Source organism: Duncaniella muris (assembly GCF_003024805.1).
Taxonomy (GTDB): Bacteria; Bacteroidota; Bacteroidia; order Bacteroidales; family Muribaculaceae; genus Duncaniella; species Duncaniella muris.
Window position 1 is genome coordinate 78,604 of the sequence record NZ_PUEC01000010.1, and the last position, 20,429, is coordinate 99,032.

Genomic DNA, 20,429 nt, shown 5'->3' on the forward strand with positions numbered 1-20,429 from the left:
ACAAATCCAATCTTTCCGGTCTCTTGTCGGCAAAATAGACCTTATAAATTGCAAAAACCGGCTACTGAGAAGCAACCGGCTGTATCTATTGCCGAGTGATCTATCCTTAGATATTGTTTAAGACCGACACATTAGAGTTTCATACCGATGCCGAAGAGAGCGAAGTCATAGACGGTCGGGTCTGAGGGGTTGAACCGGCGCAGGTGGGCTGTGACTTCATTGACTGCCTTGCGGTCATTGGCCTTGCGTGTCAGCAGACCAAGTTCGCGCGAGATGTCTCCGACATGGACATCAAGCGGGATGTAGAGCTGCGAGGGTTCAATCACATCCCAGACTCCGAGGTCGACTATGCCGTCATTTCTGACAAGCCAGCGCAGGGCCATGTTGACACGCTTCAGCGCAGATGTGGTCAGATTCTGCGGCAGACAGCGCGAGGCAAGATCAGATTTTCCGGGTTCGGCCGCGGCAAGTTCTCGGTTTATGCCCGCGACAAGCGCCCAGGCAGGAGCTTCGGAAGAGGCCACATGCTCATGACGCGCAAAGTCCTGCAAAGTGCCGTGTCGGGAATAAATTTCGCGCAGACCACGCAGATAGTGCTTGAGATGGCGGATGAAAAATGTGCGGTGGACATTGACTTCGTCAGGCAGCGCTTCATAAGCCTTGTCCATCATGAACCGGTATGGGCTGTTGTCCATCATGGCCAGCAATTTGTCGCAGTCGCGGCATATCATCTTGCGGTTGCCCCAGGCGATGCCCGAAGTGAGCAGGGAGGCTATCTCTATGTCACGCAAGTCTGAAAACCTGCGCGGGAACTGAACGGGATCATCACCAATAAAAGACGGCGAGTTGATTCTCGCCGCCTCTGTATCAAGTAGATCCTTAAGATCTCTGTCTGTCATAATAAGTAACTATTCAAAATTAACCGAGTATCAGAATATAACGTCGGTTGTTTTGACTGCAGCTGTATCCTTATCGGCTGACACAACAGCTGCGGCCTGAGGCTCGAAACCTGCCATAGCGCTGTCAACGGCGTCGATAAGCTCCTGGCTCATCTTGTCGCGCGAAACGATGATGCCTTCCGGATTGATCAGGATGATGCAGGGGATACCGGAAATGCCATAGAGATCGGTTGGAACTGTCTGTGCGTTGACAATGCAGGGCCACTGGAGATCGTGCTGCTTGATGGCCTTGAATGTATTGTCAGGCTCATCCCATACGGCCACGCCCACAACATCAAGACCTTTGTCTTTATACTTGGCGTAGAGTTCCTTGATGACCTTGGTCTGGCGGATGCACGGACCGCACCAGCTTGCCCAGAAGTCAACCAGCGTGAAACGGCCGGGTTTCACGTAGTCACTGAGCTTTTCTTCCTTGCCGTTATAGCTCACGGTGAAGTCCTTATAGTGCTTTCCTTCCGAAGTTTCGGCTTTTGCCTGGAGAGATGTGCGCAGCGATTCGAGGCGCTTTGACGCTCCAAGTGCCGGATCTTTTGCGATTGCTGCGTCTATACCGGCGAGGTCCATCTCATAGGCATCCTGAAGAAACCAGAAGAGACCCACGGGGTTTCCTGCATTCTCGGCATAGGCTTTCTGAGAGATCTGGTTGTATTCCTTCTCCAGAACTTTGGCCTTTTCCATCTGGATAGAATCGTTCTGGTCAAGCGTGCGGAATTCCTGCACGATCTCGTTGCGGCGCTTCATGTAGCTTTCAAGTTTGTCATTGAGAGGTGTTCCTGATGCCTGCATTGACTCTGAAAGAACAATGTCGCCAGGTTCGATGATGACAACAGGGCCACGGCCGCCGTTGACACTTACGGTGCCGATGAAAGGCGCATCGACATTTCCTGCAAATTTCACTACTCCGTCAGTGACGAGTACTGAATCAATCTTCTGGCTGCTGTCCCAGTTGATCAGGTAGGCCATACTGTTATTATTGTCTGCCGGCACAGGGAGTGTCAGTGTGAAATTAGGCTGTGCGTTCAGCGAACACGCGCTCACGGCCAGCATAGCGGCTGCGAGCATTGATGTGATAGTTTTGTTCATAATTCTGATTGGATATAATCTTTCGGGCAAAAGTACGAATAATCCCCCAAACAGCCAAAGCAGCCGTCCGGGAAAAAGAGCCGGACGACTGCTGAAAAGGCTTGCAATATACTGTTTTCTTATATTGTCAGAGGGGATGCTGATTTTTACATCATGCCACCCATGCCGCCCATACCGGGTGCGGGCATTGCGGGTGCGGGATTGTCTTCCTTCTTGTCAGCGATCACGCATGAGGTGGTGAGGAACATTCCGGCGATCGATGCAGCGTTTTCAAGGGCCACACGGGTTACCTTGGCAGGGTCGATGACACCGGCTGCGAGAAGATTCTCGTAAGTATCGGTACGGGCATTGTAGCCATAGTCACCTTCGCCGTCCTTGACCTTCTGAACCACTACTGCGCCTTCTTCACCGGCATTGGCCACGATCTGGCGGAGGGGTTCTTCGATGGCGCGAAGCACGATGTTGATACCGGTGGTCTCATCGTCATTGGCACCCTTGAGGTTTTCAAGAGACTTCACGCAACGGATGTAGGCCACACCGCCACCGGGGACAATGCCTTCGGCGATAGCCGCACGGGTTGCAGAAAGAGCATCGTCAACGCGGTCTTTCTTCTCCTTCATCTCTACTTCGCTGGGAGCGCCTATATGGAGAACGGCAACACCGCCTGCGAGCTTGGCGAGACGTTCCTGGAGTTTTTCGCGGTCATAATCGCTTGTGGTCTGCTCGATCTGGGCCTTGATCTGAGCCACGCGGCCTGCGATAGCTTCCTTGTTGCCGGCACCGTTGACAATAGTGGTGTTCTCCTTGTTGACAGTGATCTTTTCGGCACGGCCGAGCTGGTCGATGGTGGCGGTGGCAAGCTGCATGCCTTTTTCTTCAGAGATGACAACGCCGCCGGTGAGCACTGCGATGTCCTCAAGCATTTCCTTGCGGCGGTCACCGAAACCGGGAGCCTTGACAGCGCACACTTTCAGAGATCCGCGCAGACGGTTCACTACGAGGGTTGCAAGAGCTTCCTGGTCTACATCTTCGGAGATGATCAGCAGACCGCGGCCAGACTGGGCGGTAGCTTCAAGCACGGGAAGGATATCCTTGATGTTGGAGATTTTCTTGTCATAGATAAGGATGTAGGGGCTTTCCATCACACACTCCATCTTCTCGGTGTTGGTCACGAAGTAGGGAGAGATGTAGCCGCGGTCAAACTGCATACCTTCCACAATGTCAACGGTGGTTTCAGTTCCTTTGGCTTCATCAACGGTGATGACACCTTCCTTCTTGACTTTCTTCATAGCCTCGGCGATGAGATGGCCGATGGCTTCGTCGTTGTTGGCAGAGATACGGGCCACGTCTTCAATCTTCTTGAAGTCATCGCCTACTTCCTGGCTCTGGGCCTTGATGCCTTCAACCACCACGGCTACCGCACGGTCAATACCGCGTTTGATGTCCATCGGGTTAGCACCGGCAGCCACATTCTTGAGACCAACGTTGATGATTGCCTGGGCAAGCACTGTAGCGGTTGTGGTGCCGTCGCCGGCATCGTCGCCGGTCTTTGAAGCCACTTCCTTGACGAGCTGTGCGCCCATGTTCTGGAAGGGATCTTCGAGTTCAACTTCGCGTGCCACACTGACTCCGTCCTTTGTAATGTGGGGAGCACCGAATTTCTTTTCGATGATCACGTTACGGCCTTTCGGTCCGAGGGTCACTTTCACTGCGTCGGCCAGAGCGTCAACGCCTTTCTTAAGCTCTTCGCGAGCCTTTATGTCGAATTTTATTTCTTTAGCCATTTTTATGCGTTTTTTATGCGTTTCAGAATTGATGATTATTTCTCAAGAACAGCCAGAATGTCGCTCTGACGCATGATGAGATATTTGGTACCTTCGAGTTCCACCTCAGAACCTGCATATTTTCCGAAAAGGACTTCATCGCCGGCCTTTACAACCATTTCTTCGTCCTTAGTGCCGTTGCCGGTAGCAACCACGGTGCCGCGGAGAGGCTTTTCCTTGGCGGTGTCAGGAATGATGATGCCTGCGGCGGTGACTTCTTCTGCAGGAGTGGGGGTGATGAGCACTCTGTCAGCTAATGGTTTGATATTCATAAGTTCCTAATATTAGTTATTTGGTTAATTATTATTGTTTCTGTCTTTATGCGCACTCTTTATATATATTTAAGGTATATAAGACTGCTTTCACGTCTATCAGATGGAGCATAAACCGTGCCAGTCTTCATCTGTGTCAGTTGCGACTGACAATTTGTCAATTCCGCGCCTTGCAAAAGGGCAAAATTAATGCCGGCCGGCTCACTCGCCCACCGACATTTAAAACGTTTCAGCCTACGGATTAGTTCAGCATCTGCAACCTTTGTGCAACCCGCTTTCTATTTCACGATAAGACTCTTCCATCAGCCGGGCCTGGTCATGGCCGTCGGCAGAGGGATGGATGGGTTTGTGAATCGTCAGACAGATATGGCCGGGCACCGGCATTTTCTTGAAACGCGGCAGCACATCAAAGGCGCCGTCGATTGTCAATGGCACCACCGGTAGATTGAACTCGATGGCCAGGCGGAAAGCTCCTTTCTTGAAACGGGCCATCTCGCCGGTCCATGAGCGCGCGCCTTCGGGAAAGACCACAAGTGACATGCCTCCGCTCAGCTGGCGTTCGGCCTGCTGCATGGTGCGGCGTGTGGCTGATGCCGAGGAATTGTCGACAAAGATCTGCTGCGACCAGGCGCATGCCCAGCCTACAAAGGGAATTTTGCGCAGACTCTGCTTCATCATCCAGCGGAAATTATGGCCGAGATAACCGTAGACGGTAAAAATGTCATATGCTCCCTGATGGTTTGCCACGAAAACGTAGCTTACTTTCGGGTCGATATTCTCCCGTCCTCTGACAGTAACTCTGACAAAGGAAAGCCAACAGAAAAGTCTGGCCCATAGGACCTGAGGATAGTAGCCCCACCAGCGCCCGAAACCAAGCGCCGAACCGGTCACCGTGATCACGGCTGCAATGACAGTGGCCACCGCAAGCAAAGGAATCATTATCAGAATCTGATAAATGCGATAAATGATCATCATGGAATTTGTGTGCTTAAGACACAGCAAAAATACACATTATTCCCTATATTTTCAAAAAATGTGCAAATATATTACCAGACCTGGGTCCACTGTCAGCTTTATGCATCCCTAAGGTCTACACCTTGTATATTAAGAGGGTGTCTTAAAAAATGATTCATTATCACATGACGGTTCGAAAAATGTTAATCTTTCTTACATCCGGTTAAAGAAATTTTTCTTTAATTCTTGTAAAGCCCGATGTTTTGACGTAACTTTGCGCTATAAAACAGTTCAATAGCATCAATTTCTTAATTCATTTAAATAATTTAATCCATTTTTAAACTACTATGTGGTTAACTTGCTCATCTATAGGGAGGAAGTTCGTGATGGCTCTCACGGGCTTATGCCTTGTCCTATTTGTCACGTTTCACTGTCTGATGAACGGTGTGGCTATCTTCTGGCCCGACGGTTATAACGCAGTCTGCGCATTCCTTGGCGCCAACTGGTATGCACTGGTTGCCTCAATGGGTCTCGCCGTGCTCTTCATCATTCACATCTGTTATGCCGTATGGCTGACCCTTCAGAACCGCAAGGCCCGTGGCAACGACCGCTACGACGTGGTTCGCAAACCCGCTCAGGTTGAATGGGCATCGCAGAACATGCTCGTGCTCGGTATCGTGATCCTCGCATTCCTCGTTGTCCATCTCATCCAGTTCTGGGCAAAAATGCAGCTCGCCGAAATCATGGGCATCCATGAACCCGATCCTCAGAACGGCATGTACTTCATCAATGTGGCATTCAGCTGCATCTGGACCCCGATTATCTACATCATCGGCTTCATCGCTCTCTGGTTCCACATGAACCACGGCTTCTGGTCAATGTTCCAGAGCTGCGGCTGGGACAATGACACCTGGCTCCCCCGCCTCAAGACAATCGGCTGCTGGTGGACCTCAATCGTTGTCATCCTCTTCATCATCCAGGCAATCGTGTTCACAATCCGTGCCAGCAACGGATGTTTCTAATCTTATTCCGTAAATAATATCACAACACAGATATGGCAGACATCAAAAACCTTGAGGGCATGATTGACTCTACCCCCATCATGAAGGATTACGCCGACATCGAATCCTCAGCCTTACCTGAATATCAGATCGACTCCAAGATCCCCGAAGGGCCCCTCGCCCAGAAATGGACAAACTATAAGGCACATCAGAAACTCGTCAACCCCGCCAACAAGCGCAACCTCGACGTGATCGTGGTCGGCACCGGTCTGGCAGGCGCCTCTGCCGCCTCGACCCTCGGCGAACTCGGTTTCAACGTGCTCAACTTCTGCATCCAGGACTCACCCCGCCGCGCCCACTCCATCGCAGCCCAGGGCGGTATCAATGCAGCAAAAGACTATCAGAACGACGGCGACTCCATCTATCGCCTCTTCTATGACACTATCAAGGGCGGCGACTTCCGTTCACGCGAAGCCAACGTCTACCGTCTTGCCGAAGTGTCAAACAACATCATCGACCAATGTGTGGCACAGGGCGTTCCTTTCGCCCGCGAATACGGAGGTCTGCTCGCCAACCGCTCGTTTGGCGGCGCACAGGTTTCACGTACATTCTACGCCAAAGGCCAGACCGGCCAGCAGCTCCTTCTCGGTGCCTACGCCTCACTCAACCGCCAGATCAAGAAAGGCACAGTGAAGTCGTTCAACCGCCGCGAAATGCTTGACGTGGTTATCATCGACGGCCGCGCCCGCGGTATAATCGTCCGCAACCTCGTCACCGGCGAGATCGAACGCTACGCAGCCCACGCAGTAGTACTCGCCACCGGCGGCTACGGCCGTGCATTCTTCCTCTCAACAAACGCTATGGGCTGCAACGGCTCGGCTGCTGTCCAGGCTTTCAAGAAGGGTGCCTACCTCGCCAACCTCGCCTTCACCCAGATCCACCCCACCTGTATCCCCGTCCACGGCGAAGATCAGTCTAAACTGACCCTCATGAGTGAATCGCTCCGTAACGACGGCCGCATCTGGGTTCCCAAAAAGAAAGAAGACGCCGAAGCCATCCGCGCCGGCAAGAAAAAGCCCACCGATATCCCCGACGAAGACCGCGACTTCTATCTCGAACGCCGCTATCCGGCATTCGGTAACCTCTGCCCCCGTGACATCGCCAGCCGTGCCGCCAAGGAACGCTGCGACGCCGGCTTCGGTGTAGGTACAGGCAACGCCGTATATCTCGACTTCAAGTATGCCATCAACCGTCTGGGCGAAGACGTGGTCCGCGACCGCTACGGAAACCTCTTCGACATGTATCAGATGATCTCTGATGACAATCCCTACGAAACCCCGATGATGATCTTCCCCGCAAGCCACTACACAATGGGCGGTATCTGGGTAGACTACGAACTGCAGACTTCCGTCAAGGGTCTCTTCGCAATCGGCGAATGTAACTTCTCTGACCACGGCGCAAACCGTCTCGGCGCATCAGCCCTCATGCAGGGCCTTGCCGACGGCTACTTCGTGCTCCCCTACACTATGCAGAACTATCTGAGCGATCAGATCAAGGTGCCCCACTTCACTACCGATGCCAAGGAATTTGACGAAGCAGAAAAGGCAGTCCGCACCCGCATCGACAAACTCATGGCCATCAAGGGTACCAAGTCACCCGACCAGATCCACAAGCGACTGGGCCATGTGATGTGGGATCTCGTAGGTATGGGCCGCACACTCCAGAGCCTCGTCAAAGCTCTTGACGAGATCGAAGAAGTCCGCAAGGAATTCTACTCTGACCTGCGCATCGTAGGCCGTGCCGATGATCTCAACACCGAACTCGAAAAGGCTCTCCGCCTGGAGGACTTCCTTGTAATTGCCAAGATGATGGCTATCGACGCCCTCAACCGCAACGAATCATGCGGCGCTCACTTCCGCGAGGAATATCAGCTCGCCGACGGCGAAGCCGCTCGTAACGACAAGGACTATATGTATGTCAGCTGCTGGAAATACACCGGCGACAACGAAAAGCCCGTGCTTCTCAAAGAACCCCTCAACTACACCGAGATCAAGGTTCAGACCCGTAACTACAAATCATAATCCTCCCCACACCAAAACATTGTAAGTAAAATGGAACATACTATAAATGTAAACCTCAAGATTTGGCGTCAGCGTGGTCCCAAAGAGCCGGGTTCATTCCAGACCTACCGCGTGGAGAACGTCTCAACCGGAAGCTCTTTCCTTGAAATGCTCGACATGCTCAACCAGCAGCTCATCGACCGCAACGAAGAGCCCGTAGTTTTTGACAGCGACTGTCGCGAAGGTATCTGCGGCATGTGTTCTCTCTACATCAACGGACACCCCCACGGCCCCGTTCAGGGAATCACCACCTGCCAGCTCCACATGCGCAAATTTAACAACGAGGACACCATCACCATCGAACCCTGGCGCTCGGCCGCATTCCCCGTTGTGCGTGACCTCATGGTCAACCGCAACGCATTCGACCAGATCCAGCAGGCCGGCGGCTACGTTTCGTTCAACTGCGGCGGAGCTCCTGACGCCAACAGCCTCCCCATCTCTAAGGAAGTGGCTGACATCGCTATGGATTCCGCTACCTGCATCGGCTGCGGCGCCTGCGTGGCTGCCTGCAAGAACGGCTCAGCTATGCTCTTCGTCAGCGCAAAGGTAAGCCAGTTCGCTCTCCTGCCCCAGGGTCAGGTGGAACGTGCCCGCCGTGCGCGCGCAATGGTCAGCAAGATGGACGAACTCGGATTCGGCAACTGCACCAACACCGGTGCCTGCGCAGCCGAATGTCCCAAGAACGTTCCTCTGAGCAACATCGCCCGCCTCAACCGCGAATTCATCAAAGCCAAGTGTGCTGACTGATCGCCCGGTCTCACCGCACTGACGGCATAAGAAACACCATCTGATGCGCCCTTGGGTCTTTTCACAGATCCAAGGGCGCATCTCTTTCAGCCGTAAGCGCCATGACAGGGCATACACGCTCCGCATGATCACACTAAAACAGCCGGATGCAGTGCATCCGGCTGTTTTCACAGAAAAAACGGGTTAGAGAATGAATGCGTGTGTGCCAGAAGCACTTTTCTGACAATATTCCATCTTATTTGCTGTGACGGCTGTAGGCCTGGGCCATACGGGTGTGATAGGCGCGTTTGGCATATCCGGGGCCATTGTAGCCGCGGGCAAATGCAGCCCAGTTTTTGGTCTTCAAGTGTTTCACAAGTCCGGTTGTACTGATGAAACTGGCAAACATGTCAAGCTGGTCACGCTCTGACCGTGACATGCGGCAGACAAAGTCATCAAGGCTCTCGGCCCCGCATTTTTTCCAATTGAAACCGCCAATCTGAAACATACCCCAGAAAGTACCTTCCACAGCGGCATTATGATTGATCGATTTGGCGGCCTCCAGCCTCTTGTGGGCACGAGACTGCGATCCGCGTGACGACGCGAACACAACAGAATGTGATTTGCTGTATTTCGAAAGATTCACACCGCGCCTTGTGGCGAAACGGCGAAACATTGAGAGATCAAAATTGATCAGCGGTTTGCCCGGAGAAGCAAAGCCTTCGTGTGTGCGCCCGGCTTCGATCTCGACCACAGCCTTGATGGCTGCTACCTCGACTCCGAGCTCCGCAGCCACTTCTTCGAAATCGGCTTCGGTCAGTGTCAGAATAGTGTCGGTAGGGAGCATCATCAGATCGCATCCCTGTGTAACGGCCGTCAGAGAGTCAGCGGCTTGATGCTGCGAACTGTTGTCGGTCATTGAAAATAGAAGCGACGAGAGGAGAATGGAGAGCGAAAAGAGAATTAATCGTCGTGACATGAAAAAATGAATTGATGAAACATCGGCAGCGCCCTCCGGCGCGGCCCTTAGCGAAAGCGTGTCAGAAAGGAATGAAAGACACACTGATATCATAGACGCTTCAGAAGCGCAAAAGTTTAGAGGTTTTTTAAAACAACCTCTGAGTCATTCATAGAAAACCACGCCTTCACGGCGCTCCGTAAGGAGAAAGAATAGTGGCCTCCTCCGCCTGGAGCAGGCGGAGGAGATGCCACCTTATATTATAAGTAACGCCTGACTGCTGTCATCAGAAATGCAGCCCGTATTACTTCTTGAGTTCGCCTACCTTTTCAAGGGTCCGCTTGAGCTGACCCCAGAAACGTTCTACAGCCGGAATGTACATGCTCTCGGAAGGAGAATGCACGTCGCGCAGTGTCGGGCCGAATGAAACCATGTCGAGGTAAGGATACTTGGTGAGGAACAGACCGCATTCCAGACCGGCATGAATGGCCTTGATGGCAGGTTCAACTCCATAAAGTTCCTTATAGGCATCGCGTGAGATCTTCATGATCGGTGATTCGAGGTTGGGCTGCCATCCGGGATAGCCGTCGCCGTGTTCCACACGTGCGCCTGCGAGCAGAAAGACTGCCTCAACCTGACGGGCGATGTCCCATTTGCGTGACTCTACAGAGCTGCGCTGACTGGTGGTAACCACGATTGTATTGTCAGAAGCCATCTTCACTGATGCGAGGTTGGTCGAGGTTTCGACAAGGCCTTCGAGTTCACGGCTCATGGAAACCACTCCGTGGGGAGCGCCATAGACCGCGCGGATAAGATTGAGCGATGTCTGCTGGTCAATGGTGAATTCGGGGGTGTCGACACTTTCCATTGTGATCTTGAGACCGGGTTCCACGCCCTGATACTCGTTTTCCAGATCGGCGATATAGTGGTTGAGCATGGTACGCACTTCTTCCTTACGTGAAGTGTGGACACCGATCACTGCATGTGCGGCACGCGGAATGGCGTTGCGCAGATTGCCGCCATCGATTTCAGAAACCACAACCTCATGCTTGCCTGAAAGCATGAAAAGGAAGCGGGCAAGGAGCTTGTTGGCGTTGGCGCGGCCAAGATGAATGTCACCGCCTGAATGGCCGCCGTTGAGACCTTCGACATTTATCTTGAAATACATGAAATCGGTCGGAGCGAACGAGCGGTTGTAAGTGAAGAAAGCCTGGGTATCAACACCTCCGGCACATCCCACAAAGATCTCGGCATCATCCTCTGAGTCGAGATTGAGAAGCATAGTGCCTGAAATCATATCCTCACCGAGATTGTTGGCACCGGTCATACCGGTCTCTTCATCGACTGTAAAGAGAGCTTCGAGCGGACCATGCTCATAGCTGTCATCGATCAGAGCGGCGAGAGCTGCGGCCATACCGATACCGTTGTCAGCACCGAGAGTTGTGCCCTTTGTGCGCACCCAGTCGCCGTCGATCACCACGGGGATCGGGCTGTTGGCAAAATCGAAATTCTTGTCATTTGACTCGCAAACCATATCCATGTGGCCCTGCATGATGACTGTAGGAGCATTTTCATGGCCTGGTGTAGCCGGTTTGGTGATGACTACGTTGCCAACCTTGTCGGTTTTCACCTCAAGATTGTGGGCTTTCGCGAAATCCAGCAGATACTGGCGGATTTTCTCTTCCTTCTTTGAAGGACGGGGGATCTTGGTGATCTCGTCAAAAATCGCGAACACCTCGCGCGGCTGAAGATCTTTGATTTCCATATCGGGTAATTAATTAGTGTTAAATTTTATGGATTTACCGCACTAAATTATAAAATAAAATTGATATACGCGCAAAAATATCGCGCAAATTGCTACTTTTGCATCGTAAAAGTCCAAATTGACAATGAAAACCTTGTTCATCACAGTCATCTTAGCTGTTGTTCTCATCGGAATCGCGATAGTTGCACTGGGGGTCAAAGTGCTGTTTGTCAAAGGCGGACGTTTCCCCTCAGGTCATGCTCACGATCTTCCTGAACTGCGCCGAAGAGGTATCGGGTGCGCCCACGGCGGCGCTGACCGTAAGCAAAAACGTTAATATCATTTATATACAGTACATATACCCTATTTTCTTCACATGAACAAGTTAGCAATATCAGCTTCATCGCTGCTTCTAAGTCTCATGGCCCTCAGCACCACTTCCTGCAACGGCACATCATCAACCGAAGCCGCCGCCGATGCCAACACCCCGACAGCAGCAGCCGATAGCGATAGCTCTCCGAGCATCAACATCCGCTACATCGACTCAGATTCGCTGATGACGCACTACAATCTGGCAAAGGATTTTCAGGAAGCATCCATGCGTGCCGTCTCTAAAATTGAAGGTGCCCGCCAGTCAAAGACAACTGAAATTCAGAAATTCGCAGCTGCTATCGAGCAGAAGGGCCGCAGCAACGGCTATCTGACCGAAGCAAGTTACAATGCCGACATGCAGAAACTTCAGAAAATGCAGTCTGACGCAGAAAACTATCTTGCAAATCTCAGTCGCAATACCGAAAACGAGCTCGCACAGCAGCAGCTCCAGCTCAACGACTCGATCGAGAACTATATCAAGATCTATAACGCATCTAAAGGCTACGATGCAATCCTCTTCAAAGCCGCAGGCGTTTACTTCAATCCGGCTCTTGATATCACAAGCGAGATTATCGAAGGCCTCAACGCCCGCTACAATAAAGTAGGCGACGCAAAATAAGACATCTGTAAGCCAAATCAAACAATACAGAGAAAGGGCTGTTTCCCCATGAAATATAATCGGGAAGCAGCCCTTTCTTACAGCATAAGGTTTCTGACCTTGATTTCTCATCATAGTGGATACTCGTCAAACGCATAGAGGACTGTTGACAGATAGCGTTCGCCGGTATCCGGAAGTATCGCCACTATGGTCTTGCCTTCGTTTTCTTTCTTACGGGCCTCACGTATAGCACCCGCAAGTGCGGCTCCTGATGAAATGCCAACCAGCAGACCTTCTTTCTCAGCAAGCAGTCTGGATGCTTTTATGGCTTCATTGTCAGGGATGGCAATGACTTCATCAACAACCGATTCATTGTAGTTTCCGGGGACAAACCCCGCTCCTATGCCCTGGATTTTGTGCGCACCGGCCTTACCGCCTGAGAGCACCGGAGAGCTTGCCGGTTCCACGGCCACGGTTTTTATAGCCGGATTATGTTCTTTCAGCACTTCAGAAGTGCCGCTGAGTGTGCCTCCGGTACCCACTCCTGCCACAAATATATCCACCTCACCATCTGTGTCACTCAGTATTTCCAAGGCTGTGCTATGCCGGTGAGCCTCCGGATTGGCAGGATTTTCAAACTGCTGGAGTATGATCGCCCCCGGATTCAGTTCCTTCAGTTCACCGGCTTTTCTTATAGCCCCCTTCATGCCCTCGCCCCCAGGAGTAAGCACGATTTCGGCACCAAGCGCCTTGAGTAGATTCCGGCGCTCTACACTCATGGTTTCAGGCATTGTCAGTATCAGTTTATAGCCTTTCACCGATGCTACCCAGGCAAGGCCGATACCGGTATTGCCGCTTGTCGGTTCTATGATCAATGTCTCCGGTGTCAGAATCCCCTTGCGTTCGGCATCTTCAATCATAGCCAGCGCGATGCGGTCTTTGACACTGCCGCCCGGATTGAACGACTCGATCTTCACAAGGATACGCGCTTTCAGATTTTCAGAAGCAATAACATTGTTCACTTCCAGAAGCGGAGTCGAGCCGATAAGCTCTGTGAGGTTTTTATAAATCTTTGACATACTATATGAATTTTGTTGGAAATTTGGAGGGTGTTTCCTGTCTGATAATGCAAAATTACAATCAGACTTATTTCCTATCAATACCATATTTATGGTAATTGTTCACAGACTCACTTCTTCCAGAAGGTAGGTGTAAACAGAATCAGTACCGTGAACAGTTCCAGACGGCCTATCATCATGATCAGTGCCAGCAACCATTTGCCAAGATCAGGCACAACGGAATACGATCCGCCATATCCGGTGACACCGGCACCGAGTCCGGTATTGCTTATGCAGGAGAAGGCTGAGAAAAATGAATCGACAAGCGGCAGCCCCATTGCTGTCAGCAGTATGCCGCCTACCATTATTATCATTACATAAAGACAAAGGAATGCGATTACTTTTGACACTGTTTCGTGAGGGATCACACGGTCATTGACTCTTACGGTGAGAATATTGTTGGGGTGGATAGAGCGCACAATCTCGTTGCGGCAGTTTTTGAGCAGATAGATCAGACGGTCAATCTTGGCGCCGCCGCTGGTCGAGCCCGCACATGATCCGAAAAACATCAGGGCGAAGGCAAGCGAAAGCACAAAGGTGCCCCATGACGAGAATGCCGATATCTCATAGCCGGTAGAGGTTATGGTCGAGATTATCTGGAAAAGCGGATCGAGTGTCACCGACTTGACTGAATGTACCTGACCGTTTTTGATTATCGCGATTACAAAAAGCAGATAGCAGCCTATGATTATGCCCACGTAAGTCCTGAAAACATCGTTGCGCCAGATCGGTTTGAATTCGCCGTGAGCCGCTCGGTAGAGCAACACAAAACTCGTACCGCCAAGAAACATAAAGATTGTCATCACGATCTGTATATATACCGAATCCCATGCTTCGATGCTGTCATCAGCTGTAGAAAATCCTCCGGTCGACATGGTGCTGAACGAATGACACAGCGCTTCGAATACATTCATCGGCCCTATGATGAGCAGGACAAACAGCACTGCTGTAAGTACTATATAGATAAGCCACAGACCTTTGGCTGTCTGCGATATACGCGGACGCAGTTTGTCATGTGTGATCCCTGTCACCTCTGCGTTGAACATCTGCATTCCGCCTGAGTGATTCAGCATCGGGACCACGGCAAGGGTGAAAAGTATGATACCCATGCCTCCGATCCACTGCATCAGACTACGCCAGATTACAACCCCGTGGCTCAGATGGCTGATCGAGCTTATGACAGTGGCTCCGGTGGTGGTGAATCCCGACATTGCCTCAAAAAAAGCATCTGAAACAGAAAGAGGGTCTTTTTCCATAAGCATGAAAGGAATCATGCCGAAAATCGAGAAGAAGACCCACACAAGGGCTGTAAGCAGAAAGCCCTCGCGTTTTGCCATGCGCTGACTCCGCGGACGGATGCAAAATGTCATCAGAGAGCCTGCTGTCAGCGTAAGCCCCATAGTAAAAAGGAAATTTATCCAGTCTCTTTCCTGATATATCAGAGAAGTAACCAGGGGAACTGACAAAAATGCTCCTTCTATGATCAGAAGCAGTCCGATGATACGGAGAAGCACCCTGAAATTGATCGTCGATGCAGAGTCTTTGAATCTCATTTACGACTTACTTAAATAATTTTTCAACTTTATGCAGCAGACCGTTTAGAGTGAACACGACCACTCTGTCGCCGGGAGCTATGACAGTATTACCGGACACAAGCTGTCCTTTACCGTCTCGGATAAGACCGGCTATGGTCATGTCGCGCGACAGGCGGAGGTCCTTCACCTGGCCGCGGGTTATTTTCGAGCCTTCGCGGGCCACGATTTCCGCGACTTCCGCATCAGCGAGTGCCAGACATTTTGAGGTCGAAGTGTCGCGGTCGAGAAGCATCTGGAAAATTCTCGACGATGCCAGCAGTTTCTTATTTATTATGGTTCCGATATTGAGTCCCTCGGCTTCAGAGATGAACTGCAGGTTCTCAACTTCGGCTATGGTCTTCACCACACCCAACTCTTTTGCCGAAAGACATGTGAGAATATTGGTCTCGCTGCTGTCAGCCAAAGCAATGAAGGCATCCATGTCAGAGATTCCGGCTTCAAGCAGAGCATCGGTATCACGGGCGTCGGCATTGATGATATGCGCGTCAGGACAACGTTCCGACAGTCTGAGACATCGGTCTCGGTCTATGTCCATGATCTTGAAGTTGAATTCATCGCCGGCCATCGCACACAGGCGTATGGCAATGCGGCTGCCTCCCATTATGAGCACATCGCGTATCTTGCGCTGCTTTTTGCCGCAGAGGTCCACAAGCGAGTCAACATGATCACGACGGGTCATGAAATATACAATGTCATTGCACTGCAACTTGTCAAAACCACCCGGAATAATAGTCTCATGATCTCGCTTTATGGCAGCCACATGGAAATTATGGTCCATCACACCGAGATCCTTAAGCTGCATTCCTACCAACGGCGCATTGTCACGCAGTTTCACCCCAACGAGAATCAACTCGCCGTTATGAAGCTCAAACCAATGACGCACCCAATTGTGGCGCAATGCCTGAATGGTTTCCATCGCTGCGAGATATTCAGGATAGATCATGTCATCAGCACCGATATGACTGAAGAATTCCCGGTTGACCGGATCTTTGAATTCGTAGTTGTCGATTCGGGCCACTGTCTTTTCGGCACCAAGGCTCTTGGCTATGGCACAGGCCACGATGTTGCGGGTCTCGAAAGGAGTCACTGCGATAAACAGATCGCAACCCTCTACCCCGGCCTGTTTCAGTGTTGTGAATGATGTGGGCGATCCTCTGAAAGTCAGAAGATTGTAATTGGCATCGAGCATTGCGAGTTTTTCACCGTCGCTGTCAACCACAGTTATATCCTGCTCCTCGTTCGAAAGAAGTTTGGCCAGATGAGTACCAACCTCTCCGGAGCCTGCTATCACTATTTTCATTCAGTAGGAGTGCTGTCGGTTTGAGTTTTGATATACGATTCCTTTATCGCCTGGAAGATCCCGTCTGCGTCAAAGCCACACAAATGGTGAAGCTGAGCCGGTGTGCCCTGTGATATGAATCTGTCAGGGACGCCGAGACGTCTGATATGCTGGGCCGAACCAAGATCTGACAGCATCTCTGTCACTGCACTGCCCAGACCGCCTTCTGAAATGCCGTCTTCAACTGTGATCACCGGACACCCCTTTTCTGCGATTTCACTTACAATTTCGGCATCAAGTGGTTTCACGAAAATCATATCATAGTGAGCCACTCTGATATCCAGTTCCTTCTCGGCTCTCTTGATCGCTTCAGTGACTTCAGATGTTATAGGGCCGGTGCTGAGAACCGCAATGTCATTTCCGTCCCGCAGTTTCTCTCCTTTACCGATCGGCAAAGTCCGCATAGGCTCTTTGACTGACTCTTCAGCCCTTCCGCGCGGATAGCGGATTGCAATCGGCCCGTCAAAATCCTGAGCGGTAAGCATCAGGTGGCGCAGATAGTCAAGATTGCGCGGCGAAGCTATGGTCATGCCGGGGATAGCCCGCAGGTAACTAAGGTCAAAAACTCCGTGATGCGTGGCACCGTCCTCTCCGACCAGACCTGCCCGGTCAAGACAGAAGACCACAGGGAGTCCCTCTATCGCCACGTCATGTATGATGTGGTCAAAGGCTCTCTGCATGAAAGAGGAATAGATAGCCACATAGGGCTTCATACCCTCCTTGGCAAGACCTCCGGCAAATGTCACGGCATGACCTTCGGAAATGCCTACATCAAAGGTTCTTTCCGGAAAAACCTGCTGAAGCCTGTTCATAGAAGTTCCTGACAGCATTGCCGCGGTCACGCCTACAATCCTGTCATTGAACCGGGCCAGCTCCACAAGCGTGTCGCCGAACACCTGCTGATATTTCGGCGGACGCCCTGCTCCGTCTTTCAGTATCTCTCCGGTTCCGACGTCAAAACGCCCCGGCGCATGCCATGTCGACGGATCTTTTTCTGCCGGTTCATAGCCTTTGCCCTTTATTGTACGGAGATGAAGTATGCGCGGACCCGGAAGATCTTTTATATCTTCAAGCACACTGACCACCGTCTGGAGATCATGACCGTCAAACGGTCCGAAATACCTTATGTTCAGGCCCTCGAAAATATTCTGCTGCTTTGTCAGGAGTGACTTCAGACTATTGTTGAAACGCATGATCATTCCTTTGCCTGAGTCAGTCACAAGCTTATGACGACGCAGGAAACGCGAAAAGCGGTAACGCAGATTGTTATATGCCTTCGAAGCTGTCAGATGAGCCAGATAGGTGTTGAGCGAACCGACAGGTCTGTCAATCGACATGTCGTTGTCATTAAGAATGATCAGCAGATTCGAATTCGAATTAGCTGCATTGTTAAGCCCTTCGAATGCAAGCCCTCCGCTGATCGAGGCATCGCCGATGACGGCCACCACATGGCGCGGAGGCACATCTTTCCGGAGCGAACTGGCCACAGCCATACCCAATGCAGCTGAAATAGAGTTGGAGGCATGGCCGGCCGTGAAGGTGTCATATTCGCTTTCTTTCGGATTAGGGAAACCGCTCAGGCCGCCAAGAGTTCGGTTTGTCTCAAAGCGGTCACGACGTCCGGTCAGCAGTTTATGGCCGTAAGCCTGGTGCCCGACATCCCACACAATCCTGTCATAAGGAGTGTTGAACACATAATGCAAGGCTACGGTCAACTCTACCGCTCCCATGCTCGATGCGAAATGTCCGGGATGAGACGCAAGCGAGTTGATCAGAAACGAACGCAGCTCGGCACAGACTTTCGGCAGCTCGTCAACGGGCAACCTGCGCAAGTCGGCCGGCGAATCTATGCCTGACAACAGCGGATAGTCAGCCTTTACTGTTTCGTTTTCCATTCTTGACATATTTTTTATAAAGAGGAACCCAGACCACTATGCCTGAACAGATGACTATAAACGCCACCCAGAGAGTGAACGGCTGTGAAGCTATCACCAGATAACACAGAGCCAGCCACAGAACGGCAATAAAGCCAAAGCGTATTTTAGTCGAGGTATCCATTATAAATTCTTTTTTTTACCACACTGTGCTTGTCGGGGGAAATCAATACCCTGTGTAGCTGTGCGGCGAGAGTTTCTTAAGCTCGTCCTTCACTTCAGGCGAAACCTCAAGAGTGTCGATAAACGCGGCAATGCTTTCGGCTGTCACAGCGCTGTTGGTACGGGTTAGCGCCTTCAGTGTTTCATAAGGCTTCGGATAGCCTTCACGGCGGAGCACAGTCTGGATGGCTTCGGCCACAACGCTCCAGGTATTGTCAAGGTCGGCGTCAATGGCTGCCCGGTTAAGGAGCAGTTTGCCGAGACCTTTCATTGTTGACGCTACTGCAATCAGAGTATGGGCCAGAGGCACACCGATGTTGCGCAGTACAGTCGAGTCGGTAAGATCACGTTGCAGACGTGAAACCGGAAGTTTGGTTGCAAGATGGCCGAATACGGCATTCGCAATGCCGATATTGCCTTCTGAGTTTTCAAAGTCGATCGGATTTACTTTGTGAGGCATGGCCGAAGAGCCTACTTCTCCTTCCTTGATCTTCTGCTTGAAGTATTCCATTGAAATGTACATCCACATGTCACGGTCGAGATCAAGGATTATATTGTTGATGCGGGCCAGAGCATCGAACACAGCCGCAAGATTGTCATAATTGGAAATCTGCGTGGTATATTCCTCACGTTCGATACCAAGTTTTTCGCTCAGGAATTTAGCGCCGAAAGCCCTCCAGTCAATCTCAGGGAAGGCACAAAGATGCGCGTTGAAGTTGCCTGTAGCTCCACCGAATTTCCCGGAGATAGCCACCGAATCGAGCGCTTCAAGCTGACGGCGCAGACGATAGCTGAACACTTTGATTTCCTTGCCCAGGCGTGTAGGCGATGCCGGCTGTCCGTGAGTCTTGGCAAGCATGGGTATTTCATACCACTCATCGGCTCTTTCTTCAAGATGCTCGATAAGTTCTACGATGCGCGGGCGATATACTTCTTTGAGCGCATCAGCGATTGACATGGGCACCGAAGTATTGTTGATGTCCTGCGAGGTGAGGCCAAAATGTATATACTCCTTGGTCTTTTCAAGTCCGAGCACATCAAATTTTTCTTTGAGGAAATATTCAACCGCCTTCACATCATGGTTTGTAACACTTTCGATCTCCTTGATGCGAAGAGCGTCTTCAACCGAAAACTGTTCATAGATGGCACGTAACTTACCGAAGACATCAGCGGGCACTGAAGCCAGCGCAGGCAACGGCAGTTCACACAGAGCTATGAAATACTCGATTTCTACTTTAACCCTATAGCGGATAAGCGCATATTCAGAAAAATATTCGTCCAGGCGCTCACATTTTCCGCGATAGCGACCGTCAACCGGCGAAATAGCTGTCAGTTCAGTAAGTTTCATGATTTTTAATAACTATGATTGTCAGTTAAAACGTATTTGCTGCAAAATTACAAAAAAAGCGACATATAACCGAGATTCAGCCCCTACAAAATCATCAGGCCCGACAAATGCCGGAGCCTTGGAGCAGATAAGAGTCTTTCCGAAGCAGAGTAATTGCAGAAGAATGGATATAAAAAAAGCGGGCCGGAAGCTGTTTCTGTGACAGGATCCGGTCCGCGGTTTAGAGGGGGCGGTTATCTACTTTCCCACTTTCGTAGTATCATCGACGTGGTGAGGTTTAACTTCTCTGTTCGGAATGGGAAGAGGTGGAGCCCTCACGCTAT

At 51.2% G+C, this 20,429-nt stretch carries 18 protein-coding genes and 1 rRNA gene; 5 read left to right on the forward strand and 14 right to left on the reverse strand.

Annotation, left to right across the window (positions count from 1 at the left end; all coding sequences use genetic code 11):
• Positions 1–131: 131 nt before the first annotated feature.
• The 5 genes from C5O23_RS05775 to C5O23_RS05795 form a co-directional block, all read right to left on the reverse strand.
• On the reverse strand, positions 132–899 hold the full coding sequence (locus tag C5O23_RS05775; protein ID WP_107032001.1) for a TIGR02757 family protein: 768 nt from the start codon (positions 897–899) through the stop codon (positions 132–134).
• Positions 900–929: 30 nt separating this feature from the next.
• Positions 930–2,042, reverse strand: a complete 1,113-nt coding sequence (locus C5O23_RS05780; RefSeq protein WP_107032002.1) for a TlpA disulfide reductase family protein — start codon at positions 2,040–2,042, stop codon at positions 930–932.
• Positions 2,043–2,188: 146 nt separating this feature from the next.
• Positions 2,189–3,826 carry a chaperonin GroEL gene (gene groL, locus C5O23_RS05785; protein ID WP_107032003.1) on the reverse strand — a complete coding sequence of 546 codons (1,638 nt, stop codon included), beginning with the start codon at positions 3,824–3,826 and terminating at the stop codon, positions 2,189–2,191.
• 35 nt (positions 3,827–3,861) lie between these two features.
• Positions 3,862–4,137, reverse strand: a complete 276-nt coding sequence (locus tag C5O23_RS05790; protein ID WP_107032004.1) for a co-chaperone GroES — start codon at positions 4,135–4,137, stop codon at positions 3,862–3,864.
• Between the two features lie 246 nt (positions 4,138–4,383).
• Positions 4,384–5,112, reverse strand: a complete 729-nt coding sequence (locus C5O23_RS05795) for a lysophospholipid acyltransferase family protein (RefSeq protein ID WP_107032005.1) — start codon at positions 5,110–5,112, stop codon at positions 4,384–4,386.
• 326 nt (positions 5,113–5,438) lie between these two features.
• On the opposite strand from C5O23_RS05795, the gene C5O23_RS05800 reads away from it, so the two are divergent.
• From C5O23_RS05800 to C5O23_RS05810, 3 genes are all read left to right on the forward strand, one after another.
• The gene (locus tag C5O23_RS05800) at positions 5,439–6,113 is read left to right on the forward strand and encodes a succinate dehydrogenase cytochrome b subunit (RefSeq protein ID WP_107032006.1); all 675 of its coding nucleotides are present in this window, start codon (positions 5,439–5,441) and stop codon (positions 6,111–6,113) included.
• An 80-nt stretch (positions 6,114–6,193) separates the two neighbouring features.
• On the forward strand, positions 6,194–8,173 hold the full coding sequence (locus C5O23_RS05805; protein WP_107032022.1) for a fumarate reductase/succinate dehydrogenase flavoprotein subunit: 1,980 nt from the start codon (positions 6,194–6,196) through the stop codon (positions 8,171–8,173).
• Positions 8,174–8,203: 30 nt separating this feature from the next.
• Positions 8,204–8,959, forward strand: a complete 756-nt coding sequence (locus C5O23_RS05810) for a succinate dehydrogenase/fumarate reductase iron-sulfur subunit (RefSeq protein ID WP_107032007.1) — start codon at positions 8,204–8,206, stop codon at positions 8,957–8,959.
• A gap of 235 nt (positions 8,960–9,194) precedes the next feature.
• Here the strand turns inward: C5O23_RS05810 and C5O23_RS05815 are convergent, their stop codons facing one another.
• Positions 9,195–9,917 carry an N-acetylmuramidase family protein gene (locus C5O23_RS05815; RefSeq protein WP_123398306.1) on the reverse strand — a complete coding sequence of 241 codons (723 nt, stop codon included), beginning with the start codon at positions 9,915–9,917 and terminating at the stop codon, positions 9,195–9,197.
• Between the two features lie 283 nt (positions 9,918–10,200).
• The gene (locus tag C5O23_RS05820; RefSeq protein WP_107032009.1) at positions 10,201–11,661 is read right to left on the reverse strand and encodes an aminoacyl-histidine dipeptidase; all 1,461 of its coding nucleotides are present in this window, start codon (positions 11,659–11,661) and stop codon (positions 10,201–10,203) included.
• Positions 11,662–11,785: 124 nt separating this feature from the next.
• Here C5O23_RS05820 and C5O23_RS05825 point away from each other — a divergent pair, with 124 nt between their 5' ends.
• Together C5O23_RS05825 and C5O23_RS05830 are read left to right on the forward strand one after the other, a co-directional pair.
• Positions 11,786–11,977, forward strand: coding sequence for a hypothetical protein (locus C5O23_RS05825; protein ID WP_107032010.1), 192 nt, complete (start codon positions 11,786–11,788; stop codon positions 11,975–11,977).
• Positions 11,978–12,016: 39 nt separating this feature from the next.
• Positions 12,017–12,631: an OmpH/Skp family outer membrane protein gene (locus tag C5O23_RS05830; RefSeq protein ID WP_107032011.1), complete on the forward strand. Its 615-nt coding sequence runs from the start codon at positions 12,017–12,019 to the stop codon at positions 12,629–12,631.
• A 110-nt stretch (positions 12,632–12,741) separates the two neighbouring features.
• Here the strand turns inward: C5O23_RS05830 and cysK are convergent, their stop codons facing one another.
• The 7 genes from cysK to rrf form a co-directional block, all read right to left on the reverse strand.
• Positions 12,742–13,689, reverse strand: coding sequence for a cysteine synthase A (gene cysK, locus C5O23_RS05835; protein ID WP_107032012.1), 948 nt, complete (start codon positions 13,687–13,689; stop codon positions 12,742–12,744).
• A gap of 110 nt (positions 13,690–13,799) precedes the next feature.
• Complete coding sequence (locus C5O23_RS05840) at positions 13,800–15,281, reverse strand: TrkH family potassium uptake protein (protein ID WP_107032013.1); 1,482 nt, start codon at positions 15,279–15,281, stop codon at positions 13,800–13,802.
• Between the two features lie 7 nt (positions 15,282–15,288).
• Positions 15,289–16,623, reverse strand: a complete 1,335-nt coding sequence (trkA, locus tag C5O23_RS05845) for a Trk system potassium transporter TrkA (protein ID WP_107032014.1) — start codon at positions 16,621–16,623, stop codon at positions 15,289–15,291.
• Complete coding sequence (gene dxs, locus C5O23_RS05850) at positions 16,620–18,557, reverse strand: 1-deoxy-D-xylulose-5-phosphate synthase (protein WP_107032015.1); 1,938 nt, start codon at positions 18,555–18,557, stop codon at positions 16,620–16,622. The genes trkA and dxs overlap by 4 nt, the downstream gene beginning before the upstream one ends.
• Positions 18,532–18,720 (reverse strand): hypothetical protein, encoded by a 189-nt coding sequence (locus tag C5O23_RS05855; protein WP_107032016.1) that lies wholly within the window; start codon positions 18,718–18,720, stop codon positions 18,532–18,534. The genes dxs and C5O23_RS05855 overlap by 26 nt, the downstream gene beginning before the upstream one ends.
• A 42-nt stretch (positions 18,721–18,762) precedes the next feature.
• Positions 18,763–20,106 (reverse strand): adenylosuccinate lyase, encoded by a 1,344-nt coding sequence (gene purB / locus C5O23_RS05860; RefSeq protein ID WP_107032017.1) that lies wholly within the window; start codon positions 20,104–20,106, stop codon positions 18,763–18,765.
• 224 nt (positions 20,107–20,330) lie between these two features.
• Positions 20,331–20,429 (reverse strand): 5S ribosomal RNA (gene rrf / locus C5O23_RS05865); the annotation flags it as partial.